Below are 19,265 nucleotides of genomic sequence, written 5' to 3'. Positions count from 1 at the left end.
TTGTCGTTACTCACGTCAGCATTCGCACTTCTGATACCTCCAGCAGACTTCTCAATCCACCTTCATCGGCTTACAGAACGCTCCCCTACCACGTAACTTAAAAGTTACATCCGCAGCTTCGGCACATAGTTTTAGCCCCGTTACATCTTCCGCGCAGGCCGACTCGACTAGTGAGCTATTACGCTTTCTTTAAAGGGTGGCTGCTTCTAAGCCAACCTCCTAGCTGTCTATGCCTTCCCACATCGTTTCCCACTTAACTATAATTTTGGGGCCTTAGCTGGCGGTCTGGATTGTTTTCCTCTTGACTACGGACGTTAGCACCCGCAGTCTGTCTCCCGGATAGTACTCATTGGTATTCGGAGTTTGCATCGGTTTGGTAAGTCGGGATGACCCCCTAGCCGAAACAGTGCTCTACCCCCAATGGTATTCGTCCGAGGCGCTACCTAAATAGCTTTCGGGGAGAACCAGCTATCACCGAGCTTGATTAGCCTTTCACCCCTATCCACAAGTCATCCCCTGGCTTTTCAACGACAGTGGGTTCGGTCCTCCAGTTAGTGTTACCCAACCTTCAACCTGCTCATGGATAGATCGCCTGGTTTCGGGTCTATACCCAGCAACTAAACGCCCTATTAAGACTCGATTTCTCTACGGCTCCCCTATTCGGTTAACCTCGCTACTGAATATAAGTCGCTGACCCATTATACAAAAGGTACGCAGTCACCGAACATGTCGGCTCCCACTGCTTGTATGCATGCGGTTTCAGGATCTATTTCACTCCCCTCACAGGGGTTCTTTTCGCCTTTCCCTCACGGTACTGGTTCACTATCGGTCAGTCAGGAGTATTTAGCCTTGGAGGATGGTCCCCCCATATTCAGACAAGGTTTCACGTGCCTCGCCCTACTCGTCATCATTATGTGTGCCCTTTCGTGTACGGGAATATCACCCTCTACGTTCGCACTTCCCAGAGCGTTCCACTAAAACACACATAACTTAATGGGCTAATCCCCGTTCGCTCGCCGCTACTAAGGGAATCTCAATTGATTTCTTTTCCTAAGGGTACTGAGATGTTTCACTTCCCCTCGTTCGCCTTGCAACACTATGTATTCATGTTGCAATACCTACCTTATGGTAAGTGGGTTCCCCCATTCAGATATCTCCGGATCACAGGATATTTGCCGCCTCCCCGGAGCTTTTCGCAGGCTATCACGTCTTTCTTCGCCTCTGACTGCCAAGGCATCCACCACATGCACTTAATTACTTGACTATACAACCCCAAACAGTCGTTAACACATACAAGTGAGTGTTATCGTTGCAAACTTAATTGCTACTGGTTTGTTGTCTGTGAATTTAATCACCATACAGCTTCAATCTAAATTCATATACCAAAACGCTTGATTCAGTGTTTTTGCTAGTTCTCATTTCTAACAACTCAGCTTAAAGAATTAATTCTTCTTGCTTTGTTATTGAATGAGTGAACAATTTATTTCAGACTCAATTTTCTAATCTGTTAATGATTAACTACAGCCTCGTCAGCTTGCAGTAAACTGTGATAAATCACAGAAGTTAATAAATCTAAATCAATCTCTTGATTCACCTTATTTATTAAGTTCTATAATTTAAAAATATCTTTCACTACCATATTAGATCAGATACTACGCGCAGCATAGCTGCTTGTCTTGCGCTTCGGCAAAGCGTTGCTTTGCTGATCGAAGCTCTGGTGGAGACTAGGAGAGTCGAACTCCTGACCTCCTGCGTGCAAAGCAGGCGCTCTACCAACTAAGCTAAGTCCCCAGCTTACAATCATAATGAACGATATATCTTCTCATCTAGTAGCTTGTGATTATTCATCACTTCGTCAGTAGTGGTGGGTCTGACAAGACTTGAACTTGTGACCCCACGCTTATCAAGCGTGTGCTCTAACCAACTGAGCTACAGACCCTGAGAAATAAAAGAAGAGATCGTTGATCTCTTCTTTTATTTCGCAAGACAAGCGCAGCGCGTAGTGCACGACTTATCTCTAAAATTAAAAAAGAGAAACAATACTTTTTCTATCTTTCATTCGATATATCTCGAAGAACAACTTGTTGTGGATTCTTACCGATCGTCAATCTTTCGTTAAGGAGGTGATCCAGCCGCAGGTTCCCCTACGGCTACCTTGTTACGACTTCACCCCAGTCATCGGCCACACCGTGGTAAGCGTCCTCCCTAAGGTTAGACTACCTACTTCTGGTGCAACAAACTCCCATGGTGTGACGGGCGGTGTGTACAAGGCCCGGGAACGTATTCACCGCGGCATTCTGATCCGCGATTACTAGCGATTCCGACTTCATGGAGTCGAGTTGCAGACTCCAATCCGGACTACGATCGGCTTTTTGAGATTAGCATCCTATCGCTAGGTAGCAACCCTTTGTACCGACCATTGTAGCACGTGTGTAGCCCTGGCCGTAAGGGCCATGATGACTTGACGTCGTCCCCGCCTTCCTCCAGTTTGTCACTGGCAGTATCCTTAAAGTTCCCATCCGAAATGCTGGCAAGTAAGGAAAAGGGTTGCGCTCGTTGCGGGACTTAACCCAACATCTCACGACACGAGCTGACGACAGCCATGCAGCACCTGTATGTAGATTCCCGAAGGCACCAATCCATCTCTGGAAAGTTTCTACTATGTCAAGGCCAGGTAAGGTTCTTCGCGTTGCATCGAATTAAACCACATGCTCCACCGCTTGTGCGGGCCCCCGTCAATTCATTTGAGTTTTAGTCTTGCGACCGTACTCCCCAGGCGGTCTACTTATCGCGTTAGCTGCGCCACTAAAGCCTCAAAGGCCCCAACGGCTAGTAGACATCGTTTACGGCATGGACTACCAGGGTATCTAATCCTGTTTGCTCCCCATGCTTTCGTACCTCAGCGTCAGTATTAGGCCAGATGGCTGCCTTCGCCATCGGTATTCCTCCAGATCTCTACGCATTTCACCGCTACACCTGGAATTCTACCATCCTCTCCCATACTCTAGCTTCCCAGTATCGAATGCAATTCCTAAGTTAAGCTCAGGGATTTCACATCCGACTTAAGAAGCCGCCTACGCACGCTTTACGCCCAGTAAATCCGATTAACGCTCGCACCCTCTGTATTACCGCGGCTGCTGGCACAGAGTTAGCCGGTGCTTATTCTGCGAGTAACGTCCACTATCTCAGAGTATTAATCCAAGTAGCCTCCTCCTCGCTTAAAGTGCTTTACAACCAAAAGGCCTTCTTCACACACGCGGCATGGCTGGATCAGGCTTGCGCCCATTGTCCAATATTCCCCACTGCTGCCTCCCGTAGGAGTCTGGGCCGTGTCTCAGTCCCAGTGTGGCGGATCATCCTCTCAGACCCGCTACAGATCGTCGCCTTGGTAGGCCTTTACCCCACCAACTAGCTAATCCGACTTAGGCTCATCATTTAGCGCAAGGTCCGAAGATCCCCTGCTTTCCCCCGTAGGGCGTATGCGGTATTAGCATCCCTTTCGGAATGTTGTCCCCCACTAAATGGCAGATTCCTAAGCATTACTCACCCGTCCGCCGCTAAGATTAGGTGCAAGCACCCAATCCCCGCTCGACTTGCATGTGTTAAGCCTGCCGCCAGCGTTCAATCTGAGCCATGATCAAACTCTTCAGTTTAAAATCATTAGTAGCTTATGGCTACAAATCTTGGCTCATCAATTTTCTGACTAAAAATTCGCTCAAATAAACTTCGAGAAATTTCTACCATTCAATCAATGATAATATATCGATCAATCAATCAGTAAAAATCCACACAAGTTGTTCTTCTATTCTCTTAATGATCTTCTCAATGATTCGTCATCATCAAGCTAGGTCGGCTATGTTACTCTAAATTTCTTTAAAGTCAACTGATAATTTCGATATTTTTAAAACTTATCAACCAACCCAAGAATCTAACAACTTTAGCCAAACCCTTGTTTCTCAACAAGTTTTTATCTGCATCACCGCCGATGAGTGGGCATTCTACAGCATTTCAGGGCGCTTGCAAGAACTTTTAAAAATTTAATTATTCGGTTGTTGTATTTTTAAACTTTAACTTATCTAATATACTGATTTATATAATTTAAAATTAAATAATGTGAAAAATAACGCAGTAGTAATGCTGTAACAGGGTTATTCCTTATGGCTGGATTGCTTGGGTAAATGGGCAATATATTGCAGTGCGATCAAGCGTGACACCACCACCGCAAGGTACATCACCCCACCAAACATTTGTAGCATTGTTAATACTCTAGCCGCTGGACTAATTGGCATCAAATCAGATAAACCCGTTGCTGATTGCAGACTAAAACTCAGAAATAATAAATCGAGCCAAACTTGTAAATCTTGTGGCTGATTTGGGTTTTGAAAACTATTAGGTAAAAGCAACTGGCAAATACTATATAAAAAGGCGAATGCCCAAGCGATGAGAGTAAAAACTGCACCCGCAGCAAATAGCTCATCCTTGGTGAGGTAACGGTCGGCAAACATATAACGCAGCAGCCCATAGGCGGCATAAAAATAGGCAAGCGCCTCAAAGCTATAGGCTGTGACCTGAATGACTGGTGTGCCATAGCCAATAAAAATCAGGATAGAAAACAGGAAAGCGCCACTGACAAAAACCAGTCCCCAAAAGGTAAACACCGGAGTTTGGCGAATGACCTTGGCAATAATCAGTAGTGCCAATACACCCAGCGACCAAGTCAAGGCACGATATTCACTGTCACCAGAAGTCAGCATATATAAAATCAACAGGGCCAGTTGCACCAGTAACAGCCATGCGGATGGGAGTAAACGAAACGTTTTCCAAAATTCCCTCAAGGTTTGCATGTGGTTTCCCCAAGTCTTGTTATGGTTTTCATTATGTTTATAGCATCATCTCTGTACACGACAAATTTCATAGGATCCTTGTCCTATCAGGCTTTTTCTTTCTTAAAATTGCTAGCACTTTCTTAAATTCTTCTTTTTTTCCAAAACCAATCAAACGTAGAATAGCCATTTGAACATAGTCCAAACCGTAGCGAAATAAACTTACTGAAAGTCGTCCATGCTTCTTTATTTTTATCGCTTTTTTTCGATCATGTTGCCATTCACCTGTTAAATAGCACCAACAGAAACCGATAGCTAGCACTGCTATCAATTTCTTGACTCGTCCAGGGTCTGTTAAACGAGTATTTTCAAGATTGAATCCACGTCCTTTGAGACAACTAAATAAGGTTTCGATTTCCCAGCGTAATGCATAATCACGAATAGCAGAAGCATTAAACATAGGAGAAACAACAAGTAAAAGTTCTCCATCTTCTAATCGTAGCGCACTAATATACAGTTTTACTCGACCAACCCAAATACGTCGTTTACGACATTCAGTTTGACCAACTTGAAGATGACGAAATAAATCACTAATTTTATGATTCCTGGCTAAGTGATTGGTCACAATAAAGTTTTTTTAACACGTATACAGAAGTTAATGTCATTTTCAATTAACCATGTAAACCATTTCTCACCGATAAATTCTCTGTCTGCGAACACATTCACAATACGGTCTTTACCAAAAATAGAGATAAAGCGTTGAATCAAAGCAATACGCTCTTTTGTATCTGAATTTCCACGTTTATTGAGCAATGTCCAAACAATAGGTATCGCTATTCCACGATAGACGATGGCTAACATCAAGATATTGATATCTCGTTTTCCCCATTTCCAATTGGTTCTATCTAAAGTCAGTTGCACTTTGTCGAATGAAAATATATTGAAAATTAACTGAGAAATTTGACGATAATCAAAATACTGATCTGCAAAGAAGCGTTGTATACGTCGATAAAATGATTGTGGTAAGCACTTGATGGGTAAGGCTTTAGATGCAGAAGAAAGATTACATGTCTGTTTTACAATTAATGCAATCATAATCAGTGTAAAACATTTTACATGTGACTTGTTCCACTTTAGATATTTGTTTAAGATGAGATGTAACTCATTGAAATGTGTCATCATATTCGTCGTCAGAAAACAAGTATTATGCCATTATTTCAATGAGTTATCTTTTTTTGTCGTGTACAAAGTAGCATCATACTGCATCCAGAAAGGAAATGATCATTTTAGAGAGTTCTTGTTGCAAACGCTGCTCTTCAATTAAAAAGGTGTTTTTACTGGCATACCGCATCATGGTAAATAAAGTACTGTTAATAATCACAAAAGACTTATGTTTTAAAGTCTCAAAATCCCAATGGGGGTAGTAACGTCCAAATAAGTACATACCCACTTCCAAGAAGTGCTGCTCCAATACTTGTGCCGCTTCTGAATCACTATAGGCATGCCAATTTTTTAAGATTTCGATAAAGAAACCATGATCTGATTTCAATGATTCAAAACCAAAAGCGATACTTAATGTGATGATGTCTTGAATAGCTGTTTGTTGTTGGAGCATCACTAACTGCTTTAGTGCTTGCCCTAAATTTTCGCTTTTACGTAACAATAGTTCAGCAACAATCTGTTCTTTATTTTCAAAATATTGATAAATTGATCCGACACTTACTCCTGATTTTTCAGAGATTTTAGGTGTCGTGACATGCAACACGCCATATTCAGAAATGCATTTTTGTGTACCCTGTAAAATGCTTTCCACGATCATTTTGGCACGTTGCTGCTGGGGTCTTTTTCTCATGCTCAGCCTCAAGGGAAATGCGAATTGAATACGAATATTTATTCATATTAAGCTTTGATTAAATAACAATCAGGGGCTTTATGCAATGCAAAGCATCGTTAAACCTAAACGTCTGGCTTCTTTTGAAGACATGATTCAGTCGAATGTGAAATCCAAAATATTAAGCTATATGACTCGTCAGGAGGTCCAGCCAAGTTATGCGGACTATCTGGCATTGAATAACGCCCTGCAAAGTGGTGATGAGCCCATGGATCAGGTGTTGCGCTGGGTATTGCAAAACCCAAAACAGCACCGTAAGTATTTTGAAACGGCGCTGTATGAGGGTTTGGACAAGCTGCCGCATGAGATTCCTGAACTCACTGAGTTTTTTCAGCTCATTGAACAAAAACCCGTTTGGTACGATCAAGGCAAGATTGATGAAGCCCTGAAATTTACCTATCGTTTGGGTGTAAATAATGGCTTCATCCTGAGAGATGTTTCCCTCATGACAGGTTATCTGTATCCTGGCTTTAACCAGCCATTGGTATTGACAGGCGCATTAAAGAAACAGGCGGGCACCCGTCTGGCTGAAACCACCAAATGGTGGGTGGATATCACTGAACAAGGTGGTTTTGAACGCTTTAGCAAAGGTTTTACCTCAACCATTTTTGTACGTTTTATTCATTCGCTGGTGCGTCATCAACTGCAAAAATCTGAAAAATGGGATGCTGAGACCTGGGGTTTGCCCATCAACCAATATGATCAGGCCATGACCAATATTGCCTTTAGCGGTGTGGTATTGCTGGGTATTCGGGCTTTAGGTATTTTTCCGAGTAAACAAGAAGTTGATAGCTTTTTGCATTTTTGGAAATATGCGGGCTGGTTGATGGGCATTGAAGAAAAATGGTTAGTGAATAATGAAGCTGACGGCTGGAAAATGATTTACTGGATGCAGTTTGCACATCCTCAATCTGATGAGAGCAGTATTTCTCTGGGATCTAGTCTTTCCAAAGAACCCTTTGAACGGAAATATCGTTACCTACGCTCTTTCCAGCAAAAACTAGCCTACAAACAACACCTCGAAATTACCCAATTCTTTATTGGTCGTAAAAAAATGCAGAAATTGGGTTTGGCACCACAGTCAGCCTCATGGTTTGCTTATTATTTGATTGGTCGCAATCTAGCACTCTATACAGGCGCCAAACATATTCCAAAATTAAATCATTTCCTTGAACAGAAAGGACGGCATTTACAGAAAATTGGTCTGTCATTGTATCGCAATCAATCACAGCAACTGGCCAGTATGCATCAATAAACCATAAAAAAGCCCTCAATTGATGAGGGCTTTGATTTAGATATCGAATTTAATTAGTGATCTGATGCACCAGAGATACCAATACCTGTTTGCGAACGAACAAACTGAGCATCGAAAGCTTTACGTTCTTTCTCTGCACGTGCTGACTTGTCAGTGACTGAGAACAACCAGCAGCAGAAGAATGAGAGTGGCATTGCGAATAATGCTGGACCATTGAATGGGTTTGGCGCAGTTTCAGAAATACCCAAAGTATCAACCCAAACTGCTTTTGATAAGATAATTAAACTTACCGCACCCACCAAGCCAACCACACCACCAATTACTGCACCACGAGTCGTTAAACCTTTCCAGAACATAGATAACACCAGTACTGGGAAGTTTGCACAACATGCAACTGAGAATGCCAAACCAACCATGAACGCAACGTTTTGTTTTTCGAACAAAATCCCTAGGACCATGGCAAAGATTGCTAAACCTAAAGTCGCAATTTTTGACATACGTAATTCAGATTGAGGCGTAGTTTTACCTTTTTTGAATACGTTTGCATATAAGTCATGTGAAATTGCAGATGCACCTGAAAGCGTTAAGCCTGCTACAACCGCAAGGATTGTGGCAAAAGCAACTGCTGAGATGAAGCCCATGAACAGGTCACCACCAACAGCATCACTCAGGTGAACTGCCGCCATATTATTACCACCAACCAACTCTAATTTTCCTGTCATAGCCGCTTTCGCAACATCAAGGAACTGAGGATTGTTTGCAACGAATAAGATTGCACCGAAACCAATAATGAAAGTTAAAAGATAGAAATAACCAATAAAGCCTGTTGCAACAACAACTGATTTACGTGCTTCTTTCGCATCTTTTACTGTGAAGAAGCGCATTAAGATGTGCGGCAAACCTGCTGTACCAAACATCAAGGCAAGACCAAGAGAAAGTGCATCAATTGGATTCGCAGCAAGCTTGCCTGGCCCCATGATTTTTGCAGCTTCATCCCAGCTCATATTATGCGCTTGGCTGTATACACCAATCGCTTGGTTAAACATATTGCTAAAGCTAAAGCCCACAGCTTTCATCACCATGAATGCCATGAATGTTGCACCACTGAGTAGCATCACCGCTTTGATGATTTGAACCCAAGTTGTTGCCAACATACCACCAAACATCACGTATGCCATCATCAATAAACCGACAATCACAACCGCGATATTATAGTTCAAACCAAATAGTAGTTTGATTAACTGACCTGCACCCACCATTTGAGCAATCAAATAGAAAGCAACAACAACCAATGAACTCACTGCCGCTAAAGTACGCACTGGCTTTTCTTCAAGACGGAACGACACTACATCAGAAAGGTTATATTTTCCTAAGTTACGTAAGCGCTCAGCAACAAGGAATAGAACAATCGGCCAACCGACCATAAAACCAAGTGAATAAAGCAAGCCATCGAAGCCTGAACTAAACACCAATGCTGAAATACCCAAGAACGATGCTGCTGACATATAGTCACCCGCAATCGCTAAACCGTTTTGGAAACCACTGATTCCACCACCCGCAGTATAGAAATCTTGGGTAGATTGTGTTTGCTTAGCTGCCCATTTGGTAATAAAAAGCGTGAAACCAACAAAGATCATAAACATAATGATCGCATGCCAGTTGGTGGCTTGCTGCTCAGCTGCTCCTAAATCAGGACCAGCAAATGCAATACCTGAGCTACACAAGGTTGCGAGTGCGAAAATGATCGCTTTAATAGACGTCCCTTTCATCTCAGTGCATCCCTTTTTCATGTGTGATTGCCTCAACTTCCTTGAGTGCTTCTTCATTGAGTTGATCGAGTTTAGTATTGGCGATATATGAATACACACCACATAATAAAAATGACAACACGATGATGCCTAAACCGAGGGGCATGCCCCAGGTTGTAATGCCACCACTAAATGAACTTGCTAGAAACTCTTTGTTATAGCCAACCAAAAGCATAAAACCAACGTAGATAAACAGCATGATTGCTGTTAATGTCCAACTCAGTGTGCGTTTTTTGCTGACCATCTCTTGAAACTTTGGATTATGTAGAATTCGATCTACCTGTGAATCATCCATAACCAACTCCTTATTTTTGTGTCCAACCGTGGACGCCTTTTTCGAATGGGATTTTTCATTATTCAAATTAGCAAGATTCCACTTGACTCGTAACTTAGACTTTGGTCTCTAAATGTAATCTTGTTTTAACGCACGTTCCGCGCTTCGCGGTATGATAAAAAATGGGACTTGATCACGTGAGCAATATGAACAGTTGGCTGATTATTGGGGTACTTGCCCTGTATATTGTGGTGCTATTCGGCTGCGCGTTTTTCGGAGAGAAACACGCCAGTCGCTTAAGCACACGTGGTCGTATGTTAATGTTCAGCCTAACTTTAGGCGTATATTGCTCATCTTGGACATTTTATGGCGCAACAGGCGCAGCCGTCCGTGAGGGGATAATTTTCCTGCCGATCTATCTGGGTCCGCTGTTGTTTATCTGGTTCGGTTATGACATCTGGAGACGGCTGGGCCGTATTCGCCAGCACCATGCCATTTCTTCAATTGCCGATTTCGTTGCTGCCCGCTATGGCAAAAGTGGCAGTTTAGCTGCACTGGTCACCATCCTTGCCGTGATTGCAATTGTGCCCTACCTTGCCCTGCAACTCCGTGCCATTGCGCTGAGTGCATCGGTGATTCTTGAGCAAAATGCCCACATCCACACCACCACCAACAGTGTGCTGGTGCTGACAGGCATACTGGCGATTTTGGCGATGATCTTTGGCACCCGTCATATTGCCCATACCGAACAGCATGGTGGCCTGATGCTGGCGGTGGCGTTTGAATCTTTCGTCAAGCTGTTCGCATTGCTCTGCGTTGCAGGTTTCTTTCTATTGCAGTCACCTGAAAACATCAGGCAGGTCAGCAGTGATGTCAGCCAGCATTTTCATGACCTACAGCAGCTTGGCGTACCTGAAACATTCTGGATTCAAACCCTGCTCGCTGCACTGGCCATGATTTGCCTGCCACGCCAGTTCCATGTGGCGGTGGTTGAGTTACGGGATGAAAAGCATATTCGGGGCGCACGGCGCTGGTTCGCTGCCTACCTGATCCTGACCATCATTGCGATTATCCCGATTGCCAGTTGGGCACTGCATTCCCTGCCTGAATCACTGGGTACACCTGATGTTGCGGTATTGGCGCTGCCCCTCAGTTATCAACAGGACTGGTTGACCCTGCTGGCGTTTCTGGGCGGCTTCTCTGCCTCCACAGGTATGCTGCTGGTGGCATCCGTTGCCCTCTCGATCATGCTCAGCAACGACCTGATCATGCCTGCGCTGTGGCGCTTTAAGATTATTTCCCGACAGGACCAGCAACTTCCCAGAGTGCTGAAACTGACACGGCGTTTCAGTATTGTCAGCGTGATGACACTGGGTTTTTTATTCTTCCATTTTTTCAATGACATTAACCAGCTCTCGGTGTTTGGCCTACTGGCCTTTAGTGCCGTTGCACAGTTCTCACCAGCCCTGATTGGTGGTCTTTACTGGCGTGGCGCAAGCCGTCAAGGTGTCTATGTCGGTCTGATCGTAGGCTTCATAATGTGGAGCTACACACTACTTTTTCCAACGGTATTACGCAGCCTGCCTGAGTATTATCAGGCTTTTGCCCAGCATTTGTTGATGTTTGGCCCATTTGACATCAATGGCTTGCGTCCAGAAGCCCTGCTCGGTTTTGAATCCTTTGCACCCCTGACCCACGGGGTACTGTGGTCTTTGGGATTGAATGTGGCTCTATATATCTGGGTCTCACGCCTGTACCGTCCCAGTGTTGCCGAACAGATTCAGGCGGAAAGCTTTTTTTACTATGAAAGCAAGCCCCTGCCCTCTGCCCAGTCCAATACCGACCTAACTGACCTGCATCAGAATGCGGCTCGCCTTAAGGTGGGTGACCTGCTGGCACTGGCAAAACGGATTACAGGAGACCGCCCCACTACACAGGCATTCCAGCAGTTCTGTGAGCAAAACCATGTCCTCCTCAATGTAAACCATGTGGCCAATGGCATGTGGTGGCGCTTTACCGAACAATACCTGGCAGGCATTATTGGTGCGGCCTCTGCCCGTACCCTGCTGACCACCGCCATGATCAATAATGGTCTGGCTCTAGGACAGGTAGCAAATATTCTGGATCAGGCATCGCAATGGCAACGCTTTAACCAAAACCTGTTGATGACCATAATTGACCATATGACTCAGGGGGTCAGTGTGGTGGATAAAAATATGTGTCTGGTGGCGTGGAACAATCAGTACCTGAAACTGTTTGATTATCCCAAAGATCTGGTTTATGTGGGATGCCCGATTGCTGATTTAATCCGTTATAACGCGGAACAGGGTGAATGTGGACCAGGTTCGGTTGAAGAGCATGTAAATAAACGGATTCACTGGATGAAAGTCGGCAGTGCGCATGAATTTGAACGGATTCGTAAGGATGGTCTGGTGATTCAGATGCGCGGCAACCCCATTGAGGGTGGTGGCTTTGTCACCACCTTTGCCGATATTACTGCGTTCCGCGAAAATGAAGCGATTCTTGAAGAACGGGTCAATGACCGTACCCAGCAGCTTGCCAATGCCCTGACCGAACAGAAATTGGCACTGGAACAAGCCGACAAGGCCAACCAGTCGAAAAGTCGATTTTTGGCAGCGGCCAGTCACGATTTACTGCAACCGATGCATGCAGCACGTTTGTTCAGTACGGCATTGGAACAGAGTGTCAGCTCAGTTGAAGATCAACAAACCTTACAACAACTTGATCGCGCACTGTATGGTGCTGAAAGCATGCTCTCTGCCCTACTCGATATTGCCCGTTTAGAAGGTGGAACCATCCAACCAAAACGCCAAGCCTATTCATTACATGACTTATTGAGTGATCTTGAACTTCAATTCAAATCAATTGCAGCGCAGCGCAATATTCAACTGTCTGTACACGATACTCAATGCTGGGTGGATACCGATCCACAATGGATGCGACGAATTATTCAGAATTTCGTTAGTAATGCATTGCGTTATACAGCACAAGGTCGGGTCGTTGTTGGTGTATTACGTTCTGCACAACGTCCAAACCATATTCGGATCGGGGTTTGGGATACAGGACCTGGCATCAATGAACAGCAACGCGTGAAACTGTTTCAGGAATTTGAGCGTTGCGGTCATACCTCGCCCTGGGGTGAGCAAGGACTTGGACTTGGTCTCGCGATTGTTCAACGTATGACCAGCCTGCTGGATTTCCCTGTTCATGTCTATTCAGAACTGGGGAAAGGTTCCTGCTTTATCATTGAAGTACCACTGGCTGAAGCACCAAAAATTCAAGTGACTACACCTCAGATAACGGCATTGCAGTATACGGCCTATAAAGTGCTATGTCTGGACAATGATGAAACTATTTTACAAGGTATGCGAACTTTATTAAGTAAGTGGGGCTATCAAATTTTTACAGCAACTGAGCCATCGGAAGCACTAAAACTAATTGAACAAGAAGATATTCAAGTATGGTTAGTCGATCAGCATTTAAATCATGAGCAGCGCGGACTGGATTTCATTGAAAAGTATCGTCCAGCCCATATTCCTGTTGCCCTGATTACTGCGGATTCCGATCCAGAACTTCCTCAGTGCCTAAAGCGACAGAATATTGTTTTGCTGAGAAAACCACTGAAACCTGCTGGATTACGCGCATGGTTATCAGGCTTAAAAATCATGCCGATGGGCTAAATGGCAAAATATTTTGAAACATAGGCAAAAATCATCAAAAAAAGAGTACTAAAATGACAAAAAATTGACCAAAGTGCTCAAAAATTTATTGGCTATGGCAAAAACGTTCACTTACACTAGTGAACGTTTGTACACTTACTTACAATTAATTAAGATATTGTTTTTGTTAATAAATATTACCACAAAAACCACATATACAACTTTAGTCGTATTCTACTTGTTTTCTGAATCACGCATAAATTGATCAAAATGATAGGAACCTATGTCTTTGCTGTTTTAGGTTTCTAACACAATCGCCATAAAGGACATGATCATGAATAGCAATCAAGCCACTTCAGAACATAACGAGTTACAGTTTTACCGCCAATATAGTGCAAATGCATTATTACCAGAGCTCAACTGGCAGGATATTTTTGTACAGAGCAACTTAGATGATACTCATCTAAAAGCATTGAATACACTTTATCAAGCAGCCGTCCCCCTTGCCCTCAATGTATTCCATGAGCTGAATTTTGATGTATTTGCACCAGCAGCTTATCAGCCACAAGGTCTAGGGCTATTTGAAAAGCTAGCGTTACAAGAACAAAAATTCTTGGATGTATTAGAAACAGAATCCGCTCATTTGGATCATGAAACTCGTCATCAAATGTGGAGTATGCTACTTCGTGGTGGTGCCGTGTTGGTCTTTAAAGCATGGTTGGGGCATGTGAACGATGGTGAAAACCAATTAGATAAAAGCCAATTTGATGAGCTTTCCGATTTATTATTTATCAAAACTCGCCCAGAGCAATTAGCACAACGTTTAAACGTAGATGCCAATGCAGAACTGACACACATTTTTTTGATGCATGAAAACGATGTATTTTTAGATCATTTCAATAGCTTGGAAACAGCGGCTTTATTTGTAGATTTAGGTGTTTATGACGCTGCTTTCTTAAGTTTACGTGATGATCGCGTCGCAGAATATCTCATCGCAAAAAACTATGTAACTCAAGAACAAATTGATGATTTACAGTGTGCATTAAATCCACTGTATTGCGATAGCTTAATGCCAAAACAAGACTGTTTGGCTTAAGCTCAGAAAAAACAAGGTGGCTCAGCCACCTTGTTTTTTGTTAATTAGAACTTCATGCTCATCCGCATCCAGTAATTACGTCCAATATTATTAAACTGCTCACTTGCAGCATAACCAAACATGGACGCACCCGCTTTATTTAAGTGCTCTGTATAAGCCTTATCTAAAACGTTATCAATCCCGACTGAAACATCGACTGCATCAGTGAGCTTATAAGTTCCATTTACAGCTAGGGTATCGAATGTTTTACTTTCATTCATGTCATAACCAACCACATTACCCTCATTCAAACTGATACGATTTTGTTTTGCAACAGCACGCCACAATAGACCTAAGCTATATTTTTCATCAACATAGCGTAAATTTAGTCGACCCTCTAAAGGTGCAATTTGTGGTAATGCGCGATGATCCGATGTATTTTCTCCCCAAGCGTACATGGTTGAAAGATCCGCTTGGAAATGATCATTAAATTGATAACCCACCCCGGCCTCTGCCCCAGCAATTGTGGCATCTACATTACGCGCAAGTGGTTTTCTTTTATCTAGTGTATTGTATTCAAGTAGGATGAAATCTTTGATTAATCCAGCATAAACTGATGCCCAAGTACTCCATGCACCATGCTCTGCTTGCAAACCGAGATCCAATTGTGCAGTGCGTTCTTTGTTCAGATTGTTTAGATTATCCACCATTTTATATGTGGTTTTACCCATCATATCTGTGGAACCTACACCATGATCTGTCGACGTACTATACAACTCCCAAAAGTCAGGTGTACGTTCCACATATCCCAAACCTAGATAAGTCTTTAAACCATGTTCTGGGAGACTCTTTTCCAAGCGTACAAAACCACTTGGTACAGTATCTTTACGATTTTTCGCATTTTGCAGATTGTCTATTTTGACTTGATCGACACGTGCTCCTGCTACAACTTTTTGATGTTGATCAATCGCATAAGTCCACTCACTAAATGCACCATAAGATTGAAATTTCAAATCTTCATCCAAGGATGGGATTACTGAAACACCTTGCATATACATATTTCCAGCATGTTGATTATGCTGAGAATCCAAGCCAGAGATAGCACTCCATTTCTCCCATTCTGTTGTAATAGCAGCACGTGCATTCATAGTACGACGCGTCACATTCATCGCCATAGCCATCATTGGCGGCGTACGTAAACTAAAATTATCCATGATATGATCGTTATAGCTGTAGTCCACTTGGGCTTCAACTTTCTTGATCACCTCTGTAATATTTTTCTGTTCAGCGTGTAGACCAAGGCTTTCTCGTTTAAATTGCGAACCATCCATGCTACGACCAGCGTAGGCAGCCTCACCATCACCTTTACCTGCACGTAATTCTAACCAAGAATCATCTGTTGGCTTCCAACCCAATGCCAAGTCAGTATTCCAGCGCTCCCAATTTGAATGAATGCTTTTATCGTTGCCATCTTTATAATCATCTGCAACAGATCGATTGGCATTTAAACGAGCATATTTGGTTTCATCGCCAATTGCCGCTTCAATATTATGATCTAGACGACCATATGAACCCATCAAAATACTGGCTTGGCCACGATAAGGCTGATCTTTGCTGAGATTTTCAGGTTGACGCTGAAAAATGACAGTTGCAGCCGAACCAGGCGTTGCGTACTGAACAGTTTGCGGCCCTTTAATCACCGTAATTTTATCAAAGCTTTCTGGCTGAATATAAGAACTTGGTGCATCCATACGATTCGGGCACGCACCTAAATTTTCACTACCATCAACCAACATTTTAATCCGTGAACCAAACATGCCGCGAAAGGTGACATCACCATTGGTTCCACCATTTTTAATGGCACTAAATCCCATAATATTTTGCAAATAATCTGCACCGTCCGTTGCAGGAATAGGTTGAATTGCTTGCTTAGGATCAGCATGAATAATCAATCCATTTGCATCATTTGGCTGCTGTGCTGTAACGACAATAGGTGCTAATACAACATGGGTTTTATCGGACTGAACATCCATATTTGCCGATAATAATGTGCTATTTGAGGCAGCAAGAATCGCAACCGTAAGCGGTTGTAATAAAAATTTAGGTTGAGCCATGATCGGTCTCTCTTAAAACATAAGTAAAACTAGGCTAGAGTTTTGAAAACCCTAATAAAATTGACGTTTTAATTTATGCAAAGAGTGGCGGTGCTCGCCCTTGAGGTAATAAGAATAGCCGTTGCAGTGCAAAATAAACATGCTTAAATGCCTGTTGATACGCGACTAAACGGATTTGGATTCGAACTAAAACCTCTTTCACGCCGAATTCAGGCGGTAATACCAAATTGGCATACACCGTACAGTATTGACACTGGTGATTTGGATCGTGATGATCGTGTGAAGATGTTGTAGATGCGGGTGCTTGTTCGAGTTGATGTGAATGATGATGAGCATGATGCTGTGATTGACTTTGCTCAGCTTGTACCTGAGGTAACAGTAAAGCTTTGGTAATCGTTTCACAGACAGGTGCAATCTGATATTGCTTCGGCAGCAGTGGCTGCAAAAACACCGCAATCTGTAAATAGACTGCGGTGAATGCAAGCATTAAACCACTACGAAACAAGAAGGGCACTTTTAATAACCGAAAAAAATTTGTTAACGTTTAACCGCAACTTTTTCTTTATCGCGTTGACGTACAACTTTTTCAACTTTCTCACGTGCACGCTGACGTTTTAATGGCGATAAATAATCAACAAAAAGTTTGCCATTTAAGTGATCCATTTCATGTTGGATACAAACTGCGAGAAGTTCGTCAGCTTCTAACTCAAATGCTTGACCATCAAGGTTAATTGCCTCGATTTTTACACGTGACGGACGCGCAACTTTGTCGTATATTTGAGGCACAGAGAGACAGCCTTCTTCGTACGGCTGAGTCTCTTGAGTCAGTGGAGTGACTTTGGGGTTGATGAACACCATCGGTTGATTTTTCTCTTCAGAAAGGTCCATGACAATAAGCTGAATATGATGATCAACCTGAGTTGCCGCTAAACCTATACCCGGTGCCTCATACATGGTTTCTAACATATCTGCTGCAAGCTGACGAATATCATCAGTGACTTCTTCGACTGGCTTGGCAATGGTACGAAGACGGGGATCAGGAAAACTTAAAATAGGTAATAAGGCCATACCGTTCCTCATTTATGCCATTGATCAGAAAACCAACTGAAGGGAATGCTTGATCAAAAAATTGTGTGTAAAGTCGTTATTATAGCGCAACTACACACATAATTTTTAGGAATTATGATAATGAAAAAGGTTTTAAACGGCATACCATCATTTCATGCCTTGGGGTTAAAAAAACAACTGATTGCTGCTGCAATTTGTGCAGGACTGGGCATGACGGCAAACCTGACCCATGCGGCCAGCCCCAATGTCAGCCCACCGTCCGTGAAAGCAGGCGCACCGCATGTCTATGTGGTGAAAAAAGGCGATACGCTTTGGGATATTTCAGGCAAGTTTTTAAGCAAGCCGTGGCGCTGGCCTGAAATCTGGGCAAGCAACAAGCACATTAAAAACCCACACTGGATTTATCCAGGTGACAAACTGCTACTTTGCAGCCTGAACGGTAAACCTTTAATTGGCAAGGATGAGGGAGATGGCTGTGACGGTATTATCCGCCGCTACACAGGCAGTGCCTCAACCTTGCGTCCACGGGTACGCATTGAGGCATTGAACAACAGCGTCCCTGTCATTCCACTGGCACATATCCAGCAATGGCTGGAACGCACCTCGGTACTTCCTGCCGATGCAATTGCCAATACACCTTATATTCTGGGTACAGCAGACAACCGTGTTCTTGCAGGCAAGGGCCAGAGCGTTTATGTGCGTGGTCAGGGTCTTGAAAATGGTCAACGTTATGGTGTGTTCCGTGAGGGTGAACCTTACGTGGTGCTGGATGAGAAAGGCAAGAAACAGGTGCTTGGTGTTGAGTTGACCCAGGTGGCTTCGGGTGTCGCCATTCGCAACGAAAATGACATCACCACGGTTGAACTGACTGACAGCTATAATGGTGAAGTGCGCCGTGGCGACCGCGTTATGGCTGAACAGGATGCCATGCTGCCTACCCTGTTCTATCCAACCGATGCAGGTCAGGTTAAAGACGGTGGCAAGATTATTCGTGTCATGGGCTCAATTGGAACTGCTGCGAAGAATGGTGTGGTAACTGTAGACCGCGGTACGGCTGATGGTATTGAAATTGGGCAGGTGTTCAGCACCTATCAGGATGGTGAAACCGTTCGTGACCCTAAAACCAAAGAAACCGTTAAACTTCCTGGCCAATATGTGGGCAGTGTCATGATCTTTAAGAGCTTTGACCGTATCAGCTATGCATACGTACTGGAAAGTGAGCTGCCAATCAAGATTGGTTCAAACATCAAACCACCCCGTCTTGACGACTAAGTTGT

Annotated in this window: 12 protein-coding genes, 2 tRNA genes and 2 rRNA genes; 4 read left to right on the top strand and 12 right to left on the bottom strand. The window is 43.5% G+C overall.

What is annotated here, in order from left to right; all coding sequences use genetic code 11:
• From F967_RS03225 to F967_RS03190, 7 genes are all read right to left on the bottom strand, one after another.
• A 23S ribosomal RNA gene (locus tag F967_RS03225) occupies positions 1 to 1,264 on the bottom strand; the annotation flags it as partial.
• Between the two features lie 451 nt (positions 1,265 to 1,715).
• Positions 1,716 to 1,791: transfer RNA gene (locus F967_RS03220), tRNA-Ala, on the bottom strand.
• A gap of 71 nt (positions 1,792 to 1,862) precedes the next feature.
• A tRNA-Ile gene (locus F967_RS03215) sits at positions 1,863 to 1,939 on the bottom strand.
• Between the two features lie 177 nt (positions 1,940 to 2,116).
• A 16S ribosomal RNA gene (locus F967_RS03210) occupies positions 2,117 to 3,653 on the bottom strand.
• A gap of 495 nt (positions 3,654 to 4,148) precedes the next feature.
• Complete coding sequence (locus tag F967_RS03205; RefSeq protein WP_004756608.1) at positions 4,149 to 4,844, bottom strand: ion channel; 696 nt, start codon at positions 4,842 to 4,844, stop codon at positions 4,149 to 4,151.
• 67 nt (positions 4,845 to 4,911) lie between these two features.
• Positions 4,912 to 6,002, bottom strand: a protein-coding gene (locus tag F967_RS14045) for an IS4-like element ISAba33 family transposase (RefSeq protein ID WP_155756395.1) whose coding sequence is annotated in 2 segments (ribosomal slippage) — positions 4,912 to 5,462 and positions 5,462 to 6,002 — 1,092 coding nt in all. Because the reading frame shifts where the segments join, the coding sequence is not laid out codon by codon here.
• 76 nt (positions 6,003 to 6,078) lie between these two features.
• Positions 6,079 to 6,675 (bottom strand): TetR/AcrR family transcriptional regulator, encoded by a 597-nt coding sequence (locus F967_RS03190; protein ID WP_004798074.1) that lies wholly within the window; start codon positions 6,673 to 6,675, stop codon positions 6,079 to 6,081.
• 85 nt (positions 6,676 to 6,760) lie between these two features.
• Between F967_RS03190 and F967_RS03185 the strand changes: the two genes are divergently transcribed.
• Positions 6,761 to 7,969, top strand: a complete 1,209-nt coding sequence (locus tag F967_RS03185) for an oxygenase MpaB family protein (protein WP_004674050.1) — start codon at positions 6,761 to 6,763, stop codon at positions 7,967 to 7,969.
• A 53-nt stretch (positions 7,970 to 8,022) separates the two neighbouring features.
• Here the strand turns inward: F967_RS03185 and F967_RS03180 are convergent, their stop codons facing one another.
• Positions 8,023 to 9,738 carry a cation acetate symporter gene (locus tag F967_RS03180; RefSeq protein ID WP_034430970.1) on the bottom strand — a complete coding sequence of 572 codons (1,716 nt, stop codon included), beginning with the start codon at positions 9,736 to 9,738 and terminating at the stop codon, positions 8,023 to 8,025.
• Between the two features lies 1 nt (position 9,739).
• Complete coding sequence (locus F967_RS03175; RefSeq protein ID WP_004674054.1) at positions 9,740 to 10,072, bottom strand: DUF485 domain-containing protein; 333 nt, start codon at positions 10,070 to 10,072, stop codon at positions 9,740 to 9,742.
• 185 nt (positions 10,073 to 10,257) lie between these two features.
• Here F967_RS03175 and F967_RS03170 point away from each other — a divergent pair, with 185 nt between their 5' ends.
• Together F967_RS03170 and F967_RS03165 are read left to right on the top strand one after the other, a co-directional pair.
• Complete coding sequence (locus F967_RS03170) at positions 10,258 to 13,752, top strand: hybrid sensor histidine kinase/response regulator (RefSeq protein ID WP_171063068.1); 3,495 nt, start codon at positions 10,258 to 10,260, stop codon at positions 13,750 to 13,752.
• 313 nt (positions 13,753 to 14,065) lie between these two features.
• The gene (locus F967_RS03165; protein WP_004674058.1) at positions 14,066 to 14,827 is read left to right on the top strand and encodes a hypothetical protein; all 762 of its coding nucleotides are present in this window, start codon (positions 14,066 to 14,068) and stop codon (positions 14,825 to 14,827) included.
• A 44-nt stretch (positions 14,828 to 14,871) separates the two neighbouring features.
• Here the strand turns inward: F967_RS03165 and F967_RS03160 are convergent, their stop codons facing one another.
• From F967_RS03160 to def, 3 genes are all read right to left on the bottom strand, one after another.
• Entirely contained in the window at positions 14,872 to 16,920 is a 2,049-nt protein-coding gene (locus tag F967_RS03160) for a TonB-dependent copper receptor (RefSeq protein WP_004798070.1), read from the bottom strand.
• A gap of 73 nt (positions 16,921 to 16,993) precedes the next feature.
• Positions 16,994 to 17,407, bottom strand: a complete 414-nt coding sequence (locus tag F967_RS03155; RefSeq protein WP_004798069.1) for a DUF2946 family protein — start codon at positions 17,405 to 17,407, stop codon at positions 16,994 to 16,996.
• A 50-nt stretch (positions 17,408 to 17,457) separates the two neighbouring features.
• On the bottom strand, positions 17,458 to 17,988 hold the full coding sequence (def, locus tag F967_RS03150) for a peptide deformylase (RefSeq protein ID WP_004680037.1): 531 nt from the start codon (positions 17,986 to 17,988) through the stop codon (positions 17,458 to 17,460).
• 120 nt (positions 17,989 to 18,108) lie between these two features.
• Between def and F967_RS03145 the strand changes: the two genes are divergently transcribed.
• On the top strand, positions 18,109 to 19,260 hold the full coding sequence (locus F967_RS03145) for a LysM peptidoglycan-binding domain-containing protein (RefSeq protein WP_004798068.1): 1,152 nt from the start codon (positions 18,109 to 18,111) through the stop codon (positions 19,258 to 19,260).
• Positions 19,261 to 19,265: the final 5 nt, after the last annotated feature.

Source organism: Acinetobacter sp. CIP 102637 (genome assembly GCF_000368425.1).
Taxonomy (GTDB): domain Bacteria; phylum Pseudomonadota; class Gammaproteobacteria; order Pseudomonadales; family Moraxellaceae; genus Acinetobacter; species Acinetobacter parvus.
This window is presented reverse-complemented; position numbering and strand designations above follow the sequence as displayed.